The sequence below is a fragment of the Paenibacillus sinopodophylli genome (assembly GCF_005930355.1).
Taxonomy (GTDB): domain Bacteria; phylum Bacillota; class Bacilli; order Paenibacillales; family Paenibacillaceae; genus Pristimantibacillus; species Pristimantibacillus sinopodophylli.
Genome location: NZ_VDBO01000001.1, coordinates 2,099,080 through 2,115,844 on the forward strand (window position 1 = coordinate 2,099,080; position 16,765 = coordinate 2,115,844).

General features: G+C 47.6%; 19 protein-coding genes and 1 other annotated feature. All 19 genes read right to left on the reverse strand.

Features of this window, described 5'->3' with window-relative positions; all coding sequences use genetic code 11:
* Positions 1-8: 8 nt before the first annotated feature.
* The 19 genes from FGT79_RS09270 to FGT79_RS09360 all read right to left on the reverse strand — a co-directional run bounded on the left by FGT79_RS09270 (position 9) and on the right by FGT79_RS09360 (position 16,753).
* On the reverse strand, positions 9-746 hold the full coding sequence (locus tag FGT79_RS09270; RefSeq protein WP_138752390.1) for a Spo0B domain-containing protein: 738 nt from the start codon (positions 744-746) through the stop codon (positions 9-11).
* A 207-nt stretch (positions 747-953) separates the two neighbouring features.
* Positions 954-1,265, reverse strand: a complete 312-nt coding sequence (rpmA, locus tag FGT79_RS09275) for a 50S ribosomal protein L27 (protein ID WP_053374800.1) — start codon at positions 1,263-1,265, stop codon at positions 954-956.
* Positions 1,266-1,355: 90 nt separating this feature from the next.
* Positions 1,356-1,694, reverse strand: a complete 339-nt coding sequence (locus FGT79_RS09280) for a ribosomal-processing cysteine protease Prp (RefSeq protein WP_138752391.1) — start codon at positions 1,692-1,694, stop codon at positions 1,356-1,358.
* A gap of 11 nt (positions 1,695-1,705) precedes the next feature.
* A complete protein-coding gene (gene rplU / locus FGT79_RS09285; RefSeq protein ID WP_138752392.1) occupies positions 1,706-2,017 on the reverse strand; it encodes a 50S ribosomal protein L21 in 312 nt (103 codons plus the stop codon).
* A 15-nt stretch (positions 2,018-2,032) separates the two neighbouring features.
* Positions 2,033-2,122 (reverse strand) — a sequence feature (ribosomal protein L21 leader region).
* An 85-nt stretch (positions 2,123-2,207) separates the two neighbouring features.
* Complete coding sequence (locus FGT79_RS09290) at positions 2,208-3,443, reverse strand: Rne/Rng family ribonuclease (protein ID WP_246096237.1); 1,236 nt, start codon at positions 3,441-3,443, stop codon at positions 2,208-2,210.
* A gap of 37 nt (positions 3,444-3,480) precedes the next feature.
* Positions 3,481-4,362: a M50 family metallopeptidase gene (locus tag FGT79_RS09295; RefSeq protein WP_138752393.1), complete on the reverse strand. Its 882-nt coding sequence runs from the start codon at positions 4,360-4,362 to the stop codon at positions 3,481-3,483.
* Positions 4,355-5,170 (reverse strand): M23 family metallopeptidase, encoded by an 816-nt coding sequence (locus FGT79_RS09300; RefSeq protein WP_171056146.1) that lies wholly within the window; start codon positions 5,168-5,170, stop codon positions 4,355-4,357. The genes FGT79_RS09295 and FGT79_RS09300 overlap by 8 nt, the downstream gene beginning before the upstream one ends.
* Positions 5,171-5,427: 257 nt before the next feature.
* Positions 5,428-6,573, reverse strand: a complete 1,146-nt coding sequence (locus FGT79_RS09305; RefSeq protein ID WP_138752395.1) for an FtsW/RodA/SpoVE family cell cycle protein — start codon at positions 6,571-6,573, stop codon at positions 5,428-5,430.
* Between the two features lie 7 nt (positions 6,574-6,580).
* Positions 6,581-7,372 (reverse strand): septum site-determining protein MinD, encoded by a 792-nt coding sequence (gene minD, locus FGT79_RS09310; RefSeq protein WP_138752396.1) that lies wholly within the window; start codon positions 7,370-7,372, stop codon positions 6,581-6,583.
* A gap of 3 nt (positions 7,373-7,375) precedes the next feature.
* Positions 7,376-8,041, reverse strand: coding sequence for a septum site-determining protein MinC (locus FGT79_RS09315; protein ID WP_138752397.1), 666 nt, complete (start codon positions 8,039-8,041; stop codon positions 7,376-7,378).
* Between the two features lie 65 nt (positions 8,042-8,106).
* Entirely contained in the window at positions 8,107-8,631 is a 525-nt protein-coding gene (gene mreD, locus FGT79_RS09320; RefSeq protein WP_138752398.1) for a rod shape-determining protein MreD, read from the reverse strand.
* Positions 8,631-9,512, reverse strand: coding sequence for a rod shape-determining protein MreC (gene mreC, locus FGT79_RS09325; protein ID WP_246096239.1), 882 nt, complete (start codon positions 9,510-9,512; stop codon positions 8,631-8,633). The genes mreD and mreC overlap by 1 nt, the downstream gene beginning before the upstream one ends.
* 37 nt (positions 9,513-9,549) lie before the next feature.
* Positions 9,550-10,581 carry a rod shape-determining protein gene (locus FGT79_RS09330; protein WP_138752399.1) on the reverse strand — a complete coding sequence of 344 codons (1,032 nt, stop codon included), beginning with the start codon at positions 10,579-10,581 and terminating at the stop codon, positions 9,550-9,552.
* A 39-nt stretch (positions 10,582-10,620) separates the two neighbouring features.
* Complete coding sequence (gene radC / locus FGT79_RS09335; protein ID WP_138752400.1) at positions 10,621-11,310, reverse strand: RadC family protein; 690 nt, start codon at positions 11,308-11,310, stop codon at positions 10,621-10,623.
* A gap of 86 nt (positions 11,311-11,396) precedes the next feature.
* The gene (locus tag FGT79_RS09340; RefSeq protein ID WP_138752401.1) at positions 11,397-12,026 is read right to left on the reverse strand and encodes a Maf family protein; all 630 of its coding nucleotides are present in this window, start codon (positions 12,024-12,026) and stop codon (positions 11,397-11,399) included.
* 52 nt (positions 12,027-12,078) lie between these two features.
* Positions 12,079-12,321 (reverse strand): DUF4321 domain-containing protein, encoded by a 243-nt coding sequence (locus FGT79_RS09345; RefSeq protein ID WP_138752402.1) that lies wholly within the window; start codon positions 12,319-12,321, stop codon positions 12,079-12,081.
* A 61-nt stretch (positions 12,322-12,382) separates the two neighbouring features.
* The gene (locus FGT79_RS09350) at positions 12,383-13,792 is read right to left on the reverse strand and encodes a hypothetical protein (RefSeq protein ID WP_138752403.1); all 1,410 of its coding nucleotides are present in this window, start codon (positions 13,790-13,792) and stop codon (positions 12,383-12,385) included.
* A gap of 173 nt (positions 13,793-13,965) precedes the next feature.
* Complete coding sequence (murC, locus tag FGT79_RS09355) at positions 13,966-15,360, reverse strand: UDP-N-acetylmuramate--L-alanine ligase (RefSeq protein WP_138752404.1); 1,395 nt, start codon at positions 15,358-15,360, stop codon at positions 13,966-13,968.
* 7 nt (positions 15,361-15,367) lie between these two features.
* A complete protein-coding gene (locus tag FGT79_RS09360) occupies positions 15,368-16,753 on the reverse strand; it encodes a bifunctional folylpolyglutamate synthase/dihydrofolate synthase (RefSeq protein WP_138752405.1) in 1,386 nt (461 codons plus the stop codon).
* Between the last annotated feature and the right edge of the window lie 12 nt (positions 16,754-16,765).

Sequence of the window (16,765 nt, forward strand, 5' to 3'; positions counted from 1 at the left end):
GCCCCCGTTCATGCGCGCATTTCCGCTCTCAGCAGCACCTTTGCATACGGCTGCTCGAAGTTGACCGGCTGCATTGGCGCGCCTACCAACTGCTGTTGTATTTTTTGCTTCCATTGCTGTTCATTCATTAACTCGCCATCATAATAGAAGGTAGCATTAAGCATATCCTCGTCAAGCGAAAGCTCCAGCGTAAGAACAGCAGCATTACCGTAGCCAGGCTTAGCCGCAAACCGATATGCGTTAATCGTATGAATGAGCGTTTCGGCTATTTGATCGGCATCTGCCGTTAATTCATTTAAGTGAATATCGCCATTAATGACGAGCCGAAGCTCCAGCGAATTCGAGATCGTACGGAATGATTGGATATAGCAGATCAGTGATGGAACACCGAGCTTGGATATACTGCTCTCCACAGCCATCCGTTCACTTATTTTCTCCACATACTCAGCCGCTTTATCCAGCTTCTTGAGCGTGATATAACCAAACACGACTTGCAGATCGTTCATCCAGTCATGACGATGATGATTGAGCGTTCGTATTGCGGAACCTTGCAGCGATTGGATCATCCGCGAAGTACGCTCCGCATGCTCTTTCCGTTCCGCTTGTATCCAGTAAGCAGCAGCAGCTATAAGCCAAACGAGAAAGACAGCAGTTAACCACACTTTAGTGGGCCAAATAAGTACAGCAGCACATGGCAATATAACCGTGCCAGCAGCGTAATATTTCGCCGTTGTTAAGCGTCCCATCGATTAAACCTACTTTCATCGTAATTGTCCAACTTCCTCTATATTTCAACGCGAAACGTTAGCTCCGCCGCCAGAGGACAGCTTCAGTCGTTTAAGCCTGCTTGCTTGTCCAGTATATCATGCGGTTGTCCTACGGTCATCAAACTTGAAACAAAAAAAACCGGCCTAGCAATGCAGGCCGGGGCTTGATGCATATATAAGGTTGTATTAAGCTTCTACTGCTGCAGCTACCGGAGCCAGAACTGCTGGATACACGCTCACTTTTTTGCGGTCGCGTCCCCAACGTTCGAACTTCACTACGCCTTCTACTTTTGCATAAAGCGTATCGTCTTTCCCGATGCCTACGTTAGTTCCTGGGTGAATTTTTGTTCCGCGTTGGCGAAACAAAATGCTTCCAGCGGATACGGTTTGACCGTCAGCACGTTTAGCGCCAAGGCGCTTCGACTGCGAGTCACGTCCGTTCTTCGTGGAACCTACACCTTTCTTCGAAGCGAAAAGCTGAAGATTAAGTTTCAACATAGATATTCCCTCCTTCTTCAAGGTTTGTGGAGCAAACCTGCTTCGGAAGCATGGACATTAAGGTTTGACGTACAAACCTACTTCGAACGCTCACGCATTAAGAAGTTCATGAATGACGACATGCTTGCCGTATGATTTTGCAATAGTGTCAAGCATAACCGCCATCGATTCCAGCAGCAGCTGCATCCGGCCGTCTGAAGCCTCGTCCGCCAGCATCGGAATATCCGACGACAGCCAGCCGTTCTTCATCTTGGCAGGTAGCTCTTCTCCCGCTAAAGCTTCGATTGCGTTGACGGTACCGACCGATATAGCCGATACACCTGCACAAACAATATCTTTGCCAGGCTTCGCATATTTAGCATGTCCTTCGACTGCGAAAGATACAATTCGTCTGTCAGCGGCTCTTCGTACAAATGTAACGGTTATCATAGAAATCCCGCTTACGCTTGGATTTTCTCGATTGTTACTTTTGTGAACGGTTGACGATGACCTTGCTTACGACGGTAGTTCTTTTTGGCTTTGTATTTGTAAACGATGATTTTTTTGGATTTGCCTTGTTTCTCGACTTTACCTGTTACTGTAGCGCCGGATACAACCGGAGTTCCAGTTACCAGACCGTCACCTTTAGAAACCGCCAAAACACGATCAAACGTTACGCTTTCGCCTGCTTCAGAATCCAGTTTTTCGATGTAGATAACATCGCCTTCCTGAACTTTGTATTGCTTTCCGCCTGTTACGATAATTGCGAACATTGTTGGTGCACCTCCTTATTTTCGAAGACTCGCCTAATTCAGGTGGTCCGCAGCTTGCGCCGCAAACGCTTGTTAACCCAATCGGAGCGGTACTTGTACGTCTCATTCCACTGAGGTTTGAGACAGACACCCAAAGATTGTATCATACTATGCAAGCTATATCAATTGTTCCTGCAAGAAAAACATCTATTTATTTAAAATCGTTGACCGCACCACAGACAGAGCAGCGTTCAGACAATTGGTGAACCGCTGTTTCACGCGCCTTTTTGCGAGTCATCTCCATAAGCCCAAGCTTCGTCCAGCCGAGAATCGTACATTTCGTTTGGTCGCCGCGAGTTCTCTCTATCAATCGATGCATCACTTGCTCACGATGGTTGTCCAGCCCCATATCAATAAAATCAACAATAATAATGCCGCCTACATCTCTCACTCTCAGCAATCTTGCGATTTCATCGGCAGCCTCCATATTCGTATGGAATACCGTGTCTTCAAGACCCGAGGAACCAGTGAACTTCCCCGTGTTGACATCGATAACCGTCAACGCTTCCGTCTCTTCCCATATGAGGTGACCGCCACATTCCAATGATATTTTACGATCAAAGGCTTTCCGGACCTGATCTGTCACACGGTAAGCATCGAATAATGGCTGACCTTTCTTATGCACATATTGCTTTAATCGCTTACGAAGCTGAGGCGTCATCTCCTCAAGCAGCGCGGATACTTCTTCAAACCGTTCGCTGTCATCTATCCAGATTTCATCCATATCCATCGTCAACGTATCACGAACCGCTCTTCTTAATAAACCAGCTTCACGATGCAGCTCTGAAGGTACTGCTGCCTCAGTGCCGCGATCAACAATTTCTTGCCACAGCTCTCTGAGCTGCACAATATCGCTTTGAAGCGACAGCTCGCTTTCGCCGCCTGCAGCCGTTCGCAGTATAATGCCTTCTTCGTTTTGCCGCAGCTTTTCTCCAATTATGCGCAATCGATTACGGTCGCCCTCCGTACTAATTTTTTTGGATACGCCCACATAATCTGCGCTGGGCATGTAGACGAGCCAACGGCCGGGCAATGAGAAATGAGTCGTTACACGAGCGCCTTTACCGCCGAGCGGCTCTTTCATGACTTGCACGATCAGCTCCTGTCCCGGTTTGACTAAATCCTGAATCATCGGCTTCTGATCGGGCTGTTTTTCCAAATGCGGGTGCAGCAGCTCATCAATATACAAAAATGCATTTTTGGCTAATCCAATATTCACAAATGCCGCCTGCATACCCGGCAGCACGTTAACAACCCGGCCTTTATACACATTGCCGACCAAGCTGCTTGCTTTCGTCTTTTCCATAAAAAAATCAATGAGGACGCCTTTCGCAAGCACTGCGGTTTGCAGCATCTCACCTTGTACATGCATCAACATTTGCTTCATATGTGAATATCACCTGCCAGTATGCTTTTCATCTATTTTAACTGAAAAGTTCCCATACTGCACGATTCGGATTATTTCCTGACAAACAGCCCTCTACGATTTTTTGTTCAGGCAGCATTTTCACTTCCTTGCTGCCCGCTTCGAGCAAATAAATTAAATGGTATCTTTCCCTCTGAAACAGCCGCGCTACCGAAATAATGGACTGCCGCCCATTCACGATAAGCGGGCTCGCAATATGGCCTTTTGTAAGCGCCAGCAGCGATATGCGTTCACGATACATGAGAAAACGATAAAATAAAAAAGGTACGTTCCGGTAGTAAGTCCAATTCGTCATAACGAGAAAAACACCTACGATAAGCAGGTTGAGCTGGATGCCGCTGCCTCCAATCAGCAATGGAATTAGGGAAGTCGCAATCATCATGCTACTTAACAGCAGGCTAATACGGGCTGACCAAAGCAGCATTTGATAATAATTTACGGAATAGCTTAAAGCTGCCTGCAGCAGCTTGCCTCCGTCTAATGGGTGAATGGGCAGCAAGTTGAACAAACCAAGCATCACATTCGCCTTCCACACGTATTCTGCCCATTCCGGGTCCCATAGACCAAGCTGTCCACAGCTCCAAGCAGCCAGTCCCATCCATACGTTTTGCAGAGGACCCGCAATAGCGACTAGTGCCTCCTCTTTGGCAGGCAAGCCGCCTGCTTCCTCTACCTCTACCACTCCTCCGAATGGCAGCAGCTTAACTTCCCGAATGGTCCATTTAAAGCCAAGGGCTACGAATACATGACCAAGCTCATGAACGAGCACCAACAGAAACAAAGTAATGAGCTCGGCAAAGTACCCCGTCATGACCGATCCAAGCATAATGATGACAAAAAGAGGATGGACCGACCACAGAATTCCCTTCCATTTAATCAATCGGTATCACACCCAATGGATCGATATAGCGATCATTCTGTTTCACCGCGAAATAAAGCAGGCTAGGCTGCGTCCCCTCTGACTTCAGCAGACTTCCAACTGGATCTCCAGCCTCTACCCAATCATTCACGTTTACCTCAGCTTTGCCCAGCAGCCCGTATATCGTAACGCGCTGGTTCGCATGCTGTATGACAACTGTAGTACCTTTCTCATCCTTGTCAGTGAGCAGCAGGACACGTCCCGTCTCAGCAGCTACAACCTGTCCCTCCGATGGTCCAGCGAGCTCGATGCCATTCAGGAGCTCGGCAAAGGTTCTAACCAGTGCCCCATCTTCAATTGGTGCTACGATCGGCAGCTTGACTGTACCATCCGCTCCAATTGCAGATTCGTTGCTGTCTTTAAAGATAGGAATAAAAGAAGGAGCCCCCGCAAACCTACCCTTGTACCAATCGGCTGCCGCTGCAAAATCAATTTCGTCAGTCAGCGCCTTCTTTACGATTGCTTGTCCCTTTAACGTAAATTCCGATTCATAATGAAACATAGCCCATACCGCACCAAAAAGAATAATGGCAATGACTAATTTCCATCTTAGCTCTTTTCCAAAGGAATGCTTGTTCTTCCCGAAGTCAGGGTCTTTTTTATTCGTGAGATCAGGCGGCTTGACGAAGCTTCGGGTATCCATTGCCCCTTTATCATCTCTCCAGCTCTCCCATGGGTTTGGATTCGTTTTCCAAACAAGCTCCGGATCAAGCTCCACGGTATCGTCATCTAGCAAGTGCTCATACCCGCTGCTATCCTTCTTCCGCATATTCATATCCTCCCTGCGTCCATCATGCTTGATACAGCTTGTTTCTTTATACATGAATATGTGGGGGGAGAGACAAGTATGCGAACCGATAAACGACAAGCGTAAGCGACTGAAGCCATCTTGTGGAGGCCAAGCTAAAGTTTCGCAAAGAAATATGGAGAAAGTTGACGAAATGATATCCTTTCCTATCATTAAAAAAAGCTACTTCTGAAACGGATGAAATCCGCTTCAGAAGCAGCTTTGCTGGAAGCTTGGCCTCAATCGGCCAGCTCATATTTTTCTTGATGCGCCTTTATGCTGAAGACGAGCCCAATCGACAGCATATTAAGCAGAAGCGAAGTCCCGCCATAGCTCACGAAAGGCAATGTAATACCTGTAATCGGCATGATGCCGATCATCATGCCAATATTCTGGAACACCTGGAATACGTACATAGACACGATACCAATAACAATAAACGAAGCCCTCAAATCATAACATTTGAAAGCGATAATGATCATTCGATAGATAAGCAAGAAATAGAGTAGCAAGAGAATGGCGGCTCCCTGGAAGCCAAACTCCTCTCCGATTACGACGAAGATCGAATCGGAATACGGATAAGGAACAAACCCTCCGTTTTTCATATCTCCCTGCATGAATCCGTCTCCGCTCAAGCCACCGGACCCGATTGCGATCTGAGCATTCTTCGATTGATGACTATCATCGGCTGTAGCTGTCTCCGGATTAATAAACGTGTTGATACGCTTGTGCCAATGCCCCATTTCTCGGTCGTCCAAGTAATTGAAAATTTCCTGATTGAACGAGTTAAACAGCGAAACAAACAATACAAGTCCCGCAATAACGACGGCTAGTCCCGCGATGACATGCGTATATTTAACATTCCCGATCCAAAGCATGCCAAGCACAATAACCAAGTAAATAATCGCATTCCCTAAGTCTGGCTGAATCATAACGAGCAAGAAAGGTAAAAACGCGAAGGCTGCAATCGGGAGCAAATCCTGCATAAAGGTCAGGCGTTCTCCCTGCCTGCGCCCCATTATATAGGCTATTCCGATAATAAGAACGAGCTTGACGATTTCTGCCGGCTGGAACGATTGGCCGGCAATAACAAACCAGCCTCTTGAACCGTTGATGACCGCTCCGAAGAAGTAGACAAGAATAAGCATCGTCACACCGATGCCGTAGAGGACATACCAGCTTTTGAGCACAATTCGGTAATCAAACAGCGTTGCTGCAATAGCAAGCAGAAAGCCTACACCGTAAAACCCAAGCTGTCTATATTCCCTACCAGCGTATAAAGGAAAATTGGCAGTAGCGCTATGAATCACAATCGTGCTGATCACCATGAGGAACATTAATATAATTAAAATTCCCCAATCCAGCTTTTTTATTTTATTAAGCAAATCGCAATCATCCTATTCCAAGGAACTTACGGAAACGCTTGAACGCTCCCGCCTTCTCATCGAGCAGCATGAGCGGAACCATGTCGCCTAAAATACGGCGCGCAATATTCCGATAGGCGATAGCGGCACGCGATGCCGGATTCATTACTGTCGGCTCTCCGCTGTTTGCGGCTGAAATCACTTTTTCGTCATCAGGCACGATACCTACAAGATCAATAGCCAGCACCTGGCAAATTTCATCGATATCAAGCATCTCGCCTGTTTTCATCATATTCTGGCGAATGCGGTTAATAATGAGCTTGCTCGGAATTTTCTCTTGCTCGAGCAAACCAATTACTCGGTCAGCATCTCGCACAGCTGCATTCTCGGGGGTCGTAATGACAATCGCCCTGTCGGCACCTGCAATCGCGTTACGAAAACCGTGTTCGATACCGGCCGGGCAGTCAATAATGACGTAATCATGCTCTTTCTTGAGCTCTAATATCATATTTCTAACCTGCTCAGGCGTAACCGAATCCTTATCCTTCGTCTGAGCGGCCGGCAGCATGTATAGCTCGTCAAAGCGCTTGTCCTTAACAAGTGCTTGATTCAATCGGCAGCGGCCCTCGGCAACGTCTACCAGATCATAAATAATTCGATTCTCCAGCCCCATAACCACATCTAGGTTGCGAAGACCGATATCCGTATCAACCATGCATACTTTTTTGCCAAGCAAAGCTAGCGCAGTACCCAGGTTTGCCGAAGTCGTCGTCTTGCCAACGCCGCCTTTACCTGATGTGATAACAATCGCTTCTCCCATATTCTACACTCCCTTAAATATGATAGGATTATGCCGTATGCGGAATAATTGCGCTAGCTTATCGATTTGCATTCGGCCTTCACTTAGGAAGGCGAACTCCATTGATGCATCGCCGGTCATCCATTCCTCTGGCGGTCTGCTTATTACTTCCGCGATGCGAAGCTGAGTGGGCTTCATAAGCGATGTCGCAATGATGACGTCAGTCCTGCCGCCAATACCCGCATGCGCAGTTCCGCGCAAAGCTCCGAGCACATAAATGTCACCTGTGCACATTAAAGTGCCGCCTGGATTCAAATCGCCGATTAAAAGTAAATCCCCGTCATGCTCATAGGTTTGACCTGATCGAATGATAGATGTGAGCACCTGCAGATTAGGCTGCACCCCTATTGAATTGTCCACTTTAGGCGGGTCAGATTCCACAGATTGAACCATTAGATTCCCCTGTGAGCGGATTACATTCTTAATCCGGTCTTTGTCTTCATCCGATACTTGTCTTGAGCCAAGTTTCACATGCACATGTACAAGAGGACCAGTGAGCAGCTGCTGATGCGTTTTCTCCAACTTATACTGCAATTCATCCAGCAGCGTCGCGAATTCACATTTATCGTCGAGAAGGAACACGAGACCTTCTTTTACACCTTTTATAATAATATGCTGCTTATCGGTCACGTTCGTCCCTCCCCAACCTAATGGATTCTTGATGCGACTAACAAAATCCTGCCTGTGCCATTATTTTATTCATCATCATTCTCCGGCTTCACACCATTCTGGCCTTCAAACAGCTTTCTCACTGGCACGTAGCAAGCAAGCGCAAACGCAAGCTGAAGAAACAAACTCGGAAGAATATGATCGATGAGTGCCCATGCGTAGCTTTCATTCGTAATCCGAAACACACTGTAAACAAAATATATGACACTGTCATACAGAAGACATGCAAAGCCGATAACTGAAATCGCCATCATGATGGTGGAACGGCGGCGCTCCAGCAAAACACCAGTGAAATAACCCATAAGGCCCATAATAAACGCGTTAATTCCAAGCAAATGACCAAAGTATACAATATCCTGAAGCATTCCGAAGCTTACGCCGAGGATCAAGGCGAGATGACGCCTGCTATAAAGTCCTGAGAAAATAACCATAACGAATACAAAATGAGGAATGATTCGATGACCGAAGCCTGCTGGAATAATCCATGGCATCACCGCTCCCTCGATGACGAATAGAAGAACCATCAACAGGATAATTCGGTTCATGCTCATTATTCGGCATCCTCCAATTCAGGAACCTGAACAACAAACACCTCAGTCAAGTGATCAAAGCTTGCCGCAAGCTCAACTGAAGCTGTATAAGTAAGTCCAAAGTCGCCGAGCTGCTTCGATTCCAACGTACCTACGACTAATCCCCGTGGGTAGACACCGCCTAGTCCCGATGTGATGACTGTATCCTGTATAGCCATTTTATCCTTCTCAGCAATTTTCGTCATGAGAAGCCTTGATGTTTCTTTGTTGTAGCTGCTCAAAATACCGAAAGACTCATCCTCGCGGCCCATAATCGTCACCGCGATCAGATTAAAGGTCGGTGACGCTTCATCAAGCTCCGTAATAGGAGTTACGGCAGCGGTAAATGGCGTTACCGAGCTTACCAAGCCTATCAGACCGTCAATCGTCGTAACGGCCATGTTTGGCTTAATGCCATTCTTGGAACCAAGATTAATGGTTAAAGTCCGGTTATTTGCTTCATTGCTGACCGAAACAACCTGTGCAATCAAATAATTATAATTGTACATGGCTTTCTGAGCCACTGTGAAGTCAAGCTCTTCCTGCAGACGCTTGTTCTCTTTCTCTACGAAATTATAATTGATTTTCTCACGAGAGTAGGCAGCTGCTGTAAGACGAAGCTGTTCATTCTCTTCATAAATCGTGCGCAAATTGCTAATATCCTCAAAGAAGCCCGCTATATAACCAGCGGGCTTGTAAAACCATTGCTGCACGTATGCTGCCGAATCCTTCAGAAATTTCTCCGGCCATGATAATTCCTTACGGTCACTTAGCGAGAAGCCGATGACCGCTATGCACACAATAAACCCGATCATAAGCATAAACATACGCTTATTTCGCATCAGCTTAAACAGCTCGATCACCTGCCCATTTCATATCCGTTTCCTAAGTGGAGCTTATTTAGCGTCTCGAACGAGATGCTGAGCTTCTAGCTTTAAATAAATGAATATTATCAAGCGAGCGGCCCGTGCCAATCGCCACGCAGTCTAGCGGATTATCAGCTACGATTACCGGCATGCCCGTTTCCCGTTGAAGAAGCTTGTCCAAATTACGCAATAACGCGCCTCCGCCTGTAAGCACAATACCGCGATCCATAATATCTGCGGATAGCTCCGGTGGGCATTTCTCAAGCGTTACTTTCACAGCATCTACGATAGCATTAACGGTATCTGCCAGTGCCTCAGTAATTTCATCAGACGTAATAGCAAGCGTCTTAGGCAGTCCAGAAACCAGGTCGCGCCCGCGGATTTCAATGGTTTCCGGGCGGTCAAACGGCAACGCCGAGCCAATCTCCATTTTGAGCTGCTCTGCGGTACGCTCGCCGATCATGAGATTGTATTGTCTCTTAATGTATTGCGTAACAGCTTCATCCATTTCGTCACCTGCTACGCGAATAGAGCGCGCTGTAACAATTCCGCCTAATGAAATAACGGCTACCTCAGTTGTTCCGCCGCCGATATCAACGACCATGCTGCCTGTCGGCTCCCATACCGGCAAATCAGCACCAATCGCGGCTGCGAATGGCTCTTCAATCGTGTAAGCATCACGAGCACCTGCTTGCTTGGTCGCATCCTCTACAGCTCTTTTCTCGACTGCTGTAATGCCCGAAGGTACACATACCATTACGTTTGGATGACGCGGGAACAATGCACGCTGCTTCTGCGCTTGACGAATAAAATATTTGATCATCGTTGCAGTCGTCTCGAAATCGGCAATAACGCCGTCTTTCATTGGACGAACAGCGCGGATGTTGCCTGGCGTTCTACCGATCATTTTTTTGGCTTGTTCGCCTACTGCCTCAATGACTTTTGTATCTGTACGAATGGCGACTACCGAAGGCTCCCTAACGACAATTCCTTTACCTTTAACGAAAACCAACGTATTTGCAGTCCCTAAATCTATACCTAAGTCTTTCGAAAATCCACCAAACATGTTGTTGCTCCCTTCTAATTGCCACATCACTTTATTATATTACATATGTCCTTGTTCCTTCAAACTGACAAACCTTCCGTCTCCTATGACCAAATGGTCAAGAACCTCTATTCCGACTAGCTGACCGGCCTCTGCCAAGCGCTGTGTTAGCGTAATGTCTTCTGGACTTGGCGTTGGATCGCCGCTTGGGTGATTATGAATGCAAATAATGGCTGCGCTGCTGCGCGAGATAGCTGCACGAAATACTTCACGAGGATGAACTAGCGATGCGTTAAGTGTGCCGACAGAAAGTGTTTCGCGGGCAATGATGTGGTTTTTCGTATTTAGAAATAGACATACGAAGTGCTCCTTCTTCAAGTAACGAAGATCCTCCATCACGTAATCCGCTGCATCCTGAGGCTTGCGAACGATAATCACTTCGCCCATTTGACTGCGTGAGATTCGCTTGCCAAGCTCAATTCCAGCACGAAGCTGGACGGCCTTGGCTGGGCCAATTCCACGAATGGCCGTCATTTCTTCCATACTCATATCCATCAGGTTACGCAGGCTGCCGCATTGCTTTAATATTGCACCTGCCAGGTGTACAGCGGATTGACGCTGCGTGCCCGTGCGAAGCAATATGGCTAACAATTCAGTATGGCTAAGTGCTTCTGCCCCATATTTCATCATGCGCTCTCTTGGACGTTCTTCATGGGGGACGTCTCGCAATATCATCGGTTGCGGCAACATGTCCCAATCCCGCCTTCTCCACAATGGATTATTCATAGCCTGCCTAATTTTTGATAAAAAATCCAATCACGCTCATAAAAGATTCATCAGAATACGTCAATTTCATATGCAGCCAGCATGTCTGACAGCAATGACAATGGAAGCCCAACAACGTTGAAGTAACAGCCTTCAATATGCTCGACCATCGTGGCTCCCAAGCCTTGAATGCCATATGAGCCTGCCTTGTCACGCGGCTCGCCTGTAGCTGTATATCTTAGAATCTGAGCTTCGGTTAGCGGCTTCATCGTGACCTTTGTCATTCGATGAGCGACAGATGCTTCCCCATTAGAGGCATCTACGAGTGCTACCCCTGTATATACCTCATGGGAACGTCCTTGCAGGCGGCGAAGCATCGACACGGCGTCTTCATCATCAACCGGTTTTCCCAGCACATCGCCATCAAGCACGACAATCGTATCCGCGCCAATAATTAAAGACGAGAGAACCCCTTGCTTTTGTTGCAGCATAGGAACCGCGGCATTCGCCTTTCTCAAGCTAAGCTCCTCTACGACTTGCGCCGGCGACCAGCCTGCTTCGATTGTTTCATCCGTATCCGTAGACAAAATATAAACCGGCAAAGAAAGGTCCAGCGATGCGACCAGTTCCTTCCGGCGCGGTGACGAAGAGGCCAGTACGATCTGGCTGAACGCTTCGTTGCGTAATTGGTTATAAGCCATTTGATTAATGCTTCTCCTTCATGCTTTCCATATGCGGTCTAGGTCCGCTTCACTATACTTTACGGTACAACCATATAGCAATGACAGCTCCAATTATGCTGAACAGACTGAACTGAAGATGAAGCGATAGGTTGAAACTAAGCACATAAAGATCAACGGCGGGAGACCATGAAGCCTCGATTGATTTCGTCAAAAACGAGATGCCTGAAACGGGGGCAAGCCACCGCGCAACTAACGCGCCGGCTAGTAAGCCAAGTATGATAAAAATGAGAAGGATCCAGCCGTTTTTCTTCATCTTTCAACGCCTCTCGCCATGAAATGACACCTAAGTCCATTATACGCATGAACTTATTCGTTTACAATGCGCTGATGGTCTCAAACCATTCTTTCTGAGCGATTACCGCCCGCATAGCCCCAGTTTGCACTGACCATAAATATGCCTTTGACGGCTTTTTATCATACTCTACCATCGATTTCGCAGCCGAATCTATCCCTTGTATCATTTGCTCCAAATAAGCTTTACCATCCGCATCACCTATACCTATTCGCATGGTTGCAGCATTTTCTGTCCATTTCTGATGCTCTGACTGCCAAGAAGCTGCAGCTGCCTTGCTTAATGCAGTAAGCGCTGGCTGTTCCAGCTGCGCCAATGTTAATTCATCCAACATTTGGACGATGGATGCTGACTGCTCGAAGAAGCTTTGTGCATCATTGGGCTCACCTTGGAACGGCAGCTTGGCAGGGGTTTTTATGTTTACTTCTTTGACATATAGATCCAGCTCAGGAAGCAGTCCCTGAATGATTTTTGCACTGCTGCGTTCGCCGCCTATTCCAGCATAAACACGATAATCTGCCTTGCTCGTCATCGCTGCACCTGCAAGCCCTTTTTGGGACAGCTGCTCAAGTGCTGCATTTCTGCCTTCCGTATTGCTGAACACTCCGAATTGCAGCAGAAAGTACGAGCGATCAAGTCCCGTAAGCGTTACTCCTGCTGCATCTGCACCGGGCATTGCAATCGAGCCATTATCCACTGGCAATTGATTTGCATCTGGATCTTCATTAGACATGCCTACATTCTCGCCCTCATCGTTAGTCGCAACATTGCCCGTTGCTGCCTGTGCATCTGGTTTGCTTGGGAACAAGCTGGCTCCCGTAAATAAAGACAGCAGCAAATAACCAAACAGAGCTCCCGTTGCAAGCGCGGCAGCTACAGATAGAAAGACATTAAACCAAGAAGGCGGTGCCGCGCTTCGGCTCGTTCTAGAATACTGCGGCTTGCCCCTTCCTTGCTCGCTATATACCATTTCCTCCGTCCAAGATGATCCGTCAGCGCGTTGTTCTGCAATAGGAAATTCGATAACTTCATGATCAGACAAAAGCTCTTGCTCCGCACTTAAGAGTGTCTGCTCAGAAGCAACAACTTCATTCTGCTTATCTATTTGCGGTGCAGGAACCTGCTTTGTTCGTTTCACCGGTTTAGCAACAGGCTCATGATCTGCATTGCGAATGAGCTCTTCGAGTGCGGCAATATCCTCTTGAAACGGACTGTTCCAAGGGCTTACTTCACTCATCACATGCTGCTCCGCTGCCGGATATAGAGGAATAACATTTTTATTAGACTTTGGATGAACGTGATGAACGATGCTGCCGTGGTCATCTGCTTTTTGCTGAGAAACCTCATTCTGTGTATCTAAGGCCCGCTCATCCCCGGTTACCGTCTGCCCATTGCGATCGAATCGATAGGTAATCCGATTTTTCTGTGTCATACTATCCACTCCTTGTCCCTTTCATCTAGTAAGATTCTATGAGCGTTTTACGAGATTTAGACCGGATTGGAAGCGATAGTTAAACTGCTAGAATGACAGCTTCCGAGCAAGCGACAATGGATATAAAAAAAATGTCCGACAGCTCCTTGTCGGAACCGCCGGACATTCATTCTTTACAAGCTCGACTTCAATGATTTGGCAAGCGAATCCGCTACTTTCCAAATATCGCCTGCACCCATTGTGATAACAAGGTCGCCTGGTGCGACCCGTCCTGTCAAATATTCAAGCACATCTTCCTTGGCAGGAAGATATAAGGCATTTGCATTACTGTTGCTCTTAATGAGCTCCACAAGCTTATGCGAGGTTACTCCCTCTATTTGAAGCTCGCCCGCAGGCGAGTAAATATCGGTAATAATCACTTCATCGGCCTCTGGAAAAGCACGACTAAACTGCTCGAACAAGAAAAAGGTACGTGTATAGCGCTGTGGCTGGAACACCGCAATAATACGCTTACCCGTTGCTTTAGCTGCGCTGATCGTTGCTTTGATCTCTGTCGGATGATGCGCGTAATCGTCGATAACCAATATATCGTTGACTTCGCCAAGCACCTGGAATCTCCGTTTAGCACCTCTAAAGGATTGGATCGCCACTGCGATCTGATCGAACGCAAGGCCCGATTCCAAACAAGTAATGATTGTCGCCATCGCATTATACACATTGTGCAGGCCAGGAACAGATAGCTCAACTTGGCCAAGCTCTATTCCTCTGTGAGTCATTGTGAAAGCTATCTTGCGGTCTCCCAGCACGATGTTACGAGCCAAATAGTCCGCATCACCGTCTATGCCGTAGGTAACCAGCTGCGATTTGTCGATATCGCCTTTGTAAACCTGCGGGATCAGTTCGTTAACCGTCTCATCATCCGCGCATACAATCGCTTTCCCGTCCGCTTTCACCTGCTGCAAAAACTGTACGTAAGCTGCTTTCAGCTTTCCGAAATCGCCGTCATAATTTTCAAGATGATCGGGCTCGATATTCGTTACGATAGCAAGCGTCGGATGATAGTGCAAGAAAGAACCGTCGCTCTCATCCGCCTCTGCAACAACGTACTCACCCTTGCCCGCTTTCGCGTTCGTTCCTACGTTGACGATTTCTCCGCCAATGATATAGGTCGGGTCTGCACCACAGGATTCCATGACAAGTGCAATCATCGAGGAGGTCGTTGTTTTCCCATGTGCCCCGGCTATCGCGATGCCCTTGCCCGCATTCATCAATCTCGCAAGCATCTGTGATCGGTGCAATACGGGAATATTAAGCTCCTCTGCAGCTTTCCGCTCCACATTATCCTTGGATAATGCCGTGGAGTACACGACCAAATCCGCACCTTTCACATGCTCTGGCTGATGACCGATATAAATGCTGGCACCACCAGCTGCAAGCTTCTCTGTTAGTTCTTGCCTCGCGACATCGGACCCGGTCACCTTATAGCCCATCTCCAGCATAACGCGGGCAATGGCACTCATTCCGTAACCGCCGATTCCGATGAAATGAACGTGTTCTGCCGTATTCAAAGACGGTTCACCAACCTTTTTCAGAATCCGAGTTATACAAAATGCGGGAGCGAACGTCAGCGATTAAATAAAGCGTGCCTGTTACGACCCCAAGGTCTGTTTCCCCGGTTAACTGTTGTAATTTTTGTAAAGCTGCTTGCCAGTTCTGTTCTACGATCAGCTCGAACGTATACTTCTCAGGCTGCTGTTCCCGCATTTCCTGCACCAAGGCAGCCAATGCGTCAGCATCCTTTTTCATACGAAAATCAGGCTCGGTCAAGATCAGCGTATCCACTATTGGTAGTATATGCTTTAGTACATCCTGATGATTCTTATTCTCCAGCATACCCATCATAAGATGTAAACGATCATAGTGATAGGTGTTTTTCAGCGCATCTGCCAGCGACTCCGCACCTTCCGGATTATGCGCTCCGTCGATTAGTATTCGCGGCTGCTGCGAAACGATTTCCAGTCTTCCCGGCCATGCTGCTGCCCTTAAACCTTCGGCAAGCACATCATCCTCAACAACAAGTGCATTGTATTGTCGCAGCACCTCGAGCGTCATGACGGCAACTGCCGCATTGGAACGCTGATGGGCTCCGTTTAGTGAAATCGTCAAAGCATCAATGCTGCGGAATAAATTATCGAAACGAAAGCTTTGCTCGTTCTCGCGAACGGACAGCGTTGTTTCGTGGAACTGCTCGCCCATCAAATAGAGCGTGCTCTTCTGAGCGGCTGCTGTACGTTTAATAACCTCGATCGCTTCCGGCTGAGATACCGCACTAATGACTGGTATGCCCGCTTTAATAATGCCCGCCTTCTCGCTTGCCACAGCTGCAATCGTATCGCCTAGCCGATCCATATGATCGTGGCCGATATTCGTTATGACTGAAACGACCGGCTGCACGATATTCGTCACGTCAAGCCGACCGCCAAGGCCAGTCTCCCATACGACATAATCGGGGTACGTCACCTTCGCGTAGAAAAGAATCGCAAGTGCGGTCGATACCTCGAACATCGTTGGCGAGCCAAGCTCCGTAGCGGCAATTTCTTCGACAACCGGCTTCAGCTCATTAGAGAGCTTAAGCAGTGTTTCTTCATCGATATCGACCCCGTTGTACTGGAATCGATTCGTGAATTTCGTAATATAAGGCGAAGTAAACGTACCAACATCGTAACCGCCTCGCAGCAATACGCTAGTCAAGAACGCACATGTAGATCCTTTGCCGTTCGTTCCGGCTACGTGAATAAACTTCAGCCGGCGATGAGGATTATCGAGCAGTTCCATCAGCTTCTCAATCCGTTCAAGACCTGGACGGATACCGAATGGGATGAGGCCAGTAATCCAATCCACCGCTTCTTTATAAGACTGCAGCGGCTCAGAGGGCCGCTGCTCTATAGGTTGATTCGTCATTCTGATTGTTCC

Coding starts and splice junctions, on each gene's coding strand:
- FGT79_RS09360 (WP_138752405.1), bottom strand. CDS start 16,753: ATGACGAATCAACCTATAGAGCAGCGGCCCTCTGAGCCGCTGCAGTCT.
- FGT79_RS09330 (WP_138752399.1), bottom strand. CDS start 10,581: ATGTTTGGTGGATTTTCGAAAGACTTAGGTATAGATTTAGGGACTGCA.
- FGT79_RS09340 (WP_138752401.1), bottom strand. CDS start 12,026: ATGGCTTATAACCAATTACGCAACGAAGCGTTCAGCCAGATCGTACTG.
- mreD (WP_138752398.1), bottom strand. CDS start 8,631: ATGAGCATGAACCGAATTATCCTGTTGATGGTTCTTCTATTCGTCATC.
- rplU (WP_138752392.1), bottom strand. CDS start 2,017: ATGTTCGCAATTATCGTAACAGGCGGAAAGCAATACAAAGTTCAGGAA.
- FGT79_RS09280 (WP_138752391.1), bottom strand. CDS start 1,694: ATGATAACCGTTACATTTGTACGAAGAGCCGCTGACAGACGAATTGTA.
- FGT79_RS09350 (WP_138752403.1), bottom strand. CDS start 13,792: ATGACACAGAAAAATCGGATTACCTATCGATTCGATCGCAATGGGCAG.
- radC (WP_138752400.1), bottom strand. CDS start 11,310: ATGTTGCCGCAACCGATGATATTGCGAGACGTCCCCCATGAAGAACGT.
- FGT79_RS09290 (WP_246096237.1), bottom strand. CDS start 3,443: ATGAAGCAAATGTTGATGCATGTACAAGGTGAGATGCTGCAAACCGCA.
- FGT79_RS09270 (WP_138752390.1), bottom strand. CDS start 746: ATGGGACGCTTAACAACGGCGAAATATTACGCTGCTGGCACGGTTATA.
- minD (WP_138752396.1), bottom strand. CDS start 7,372: ATGGGAGAAGCGATTGTTATCACATCAGGTAAAGGCGGCGTTGGCAAG.
- FGT79_RS09300 (WP_171056146.1), bottom strand. CDS start 5,170: ATGCGGAAGAAGGATAGCAGCGGGTATGAGCACTTGCTAGATGACGAT.
- rpmA (WP_053374800.1), bottom strand. CDS start 1,265: ATGTTGAAACTTAATCTTCAGCTTTTCGCTTCGAAGAAAGGTGTAGGT.
- FGT79_RS09345 (WP_138752402.1), bottom strand. CDS start 12,321: ATGAAGAAAAACGGCTGGATCCTTCTCATTTTTATCATACTTGGCTTA.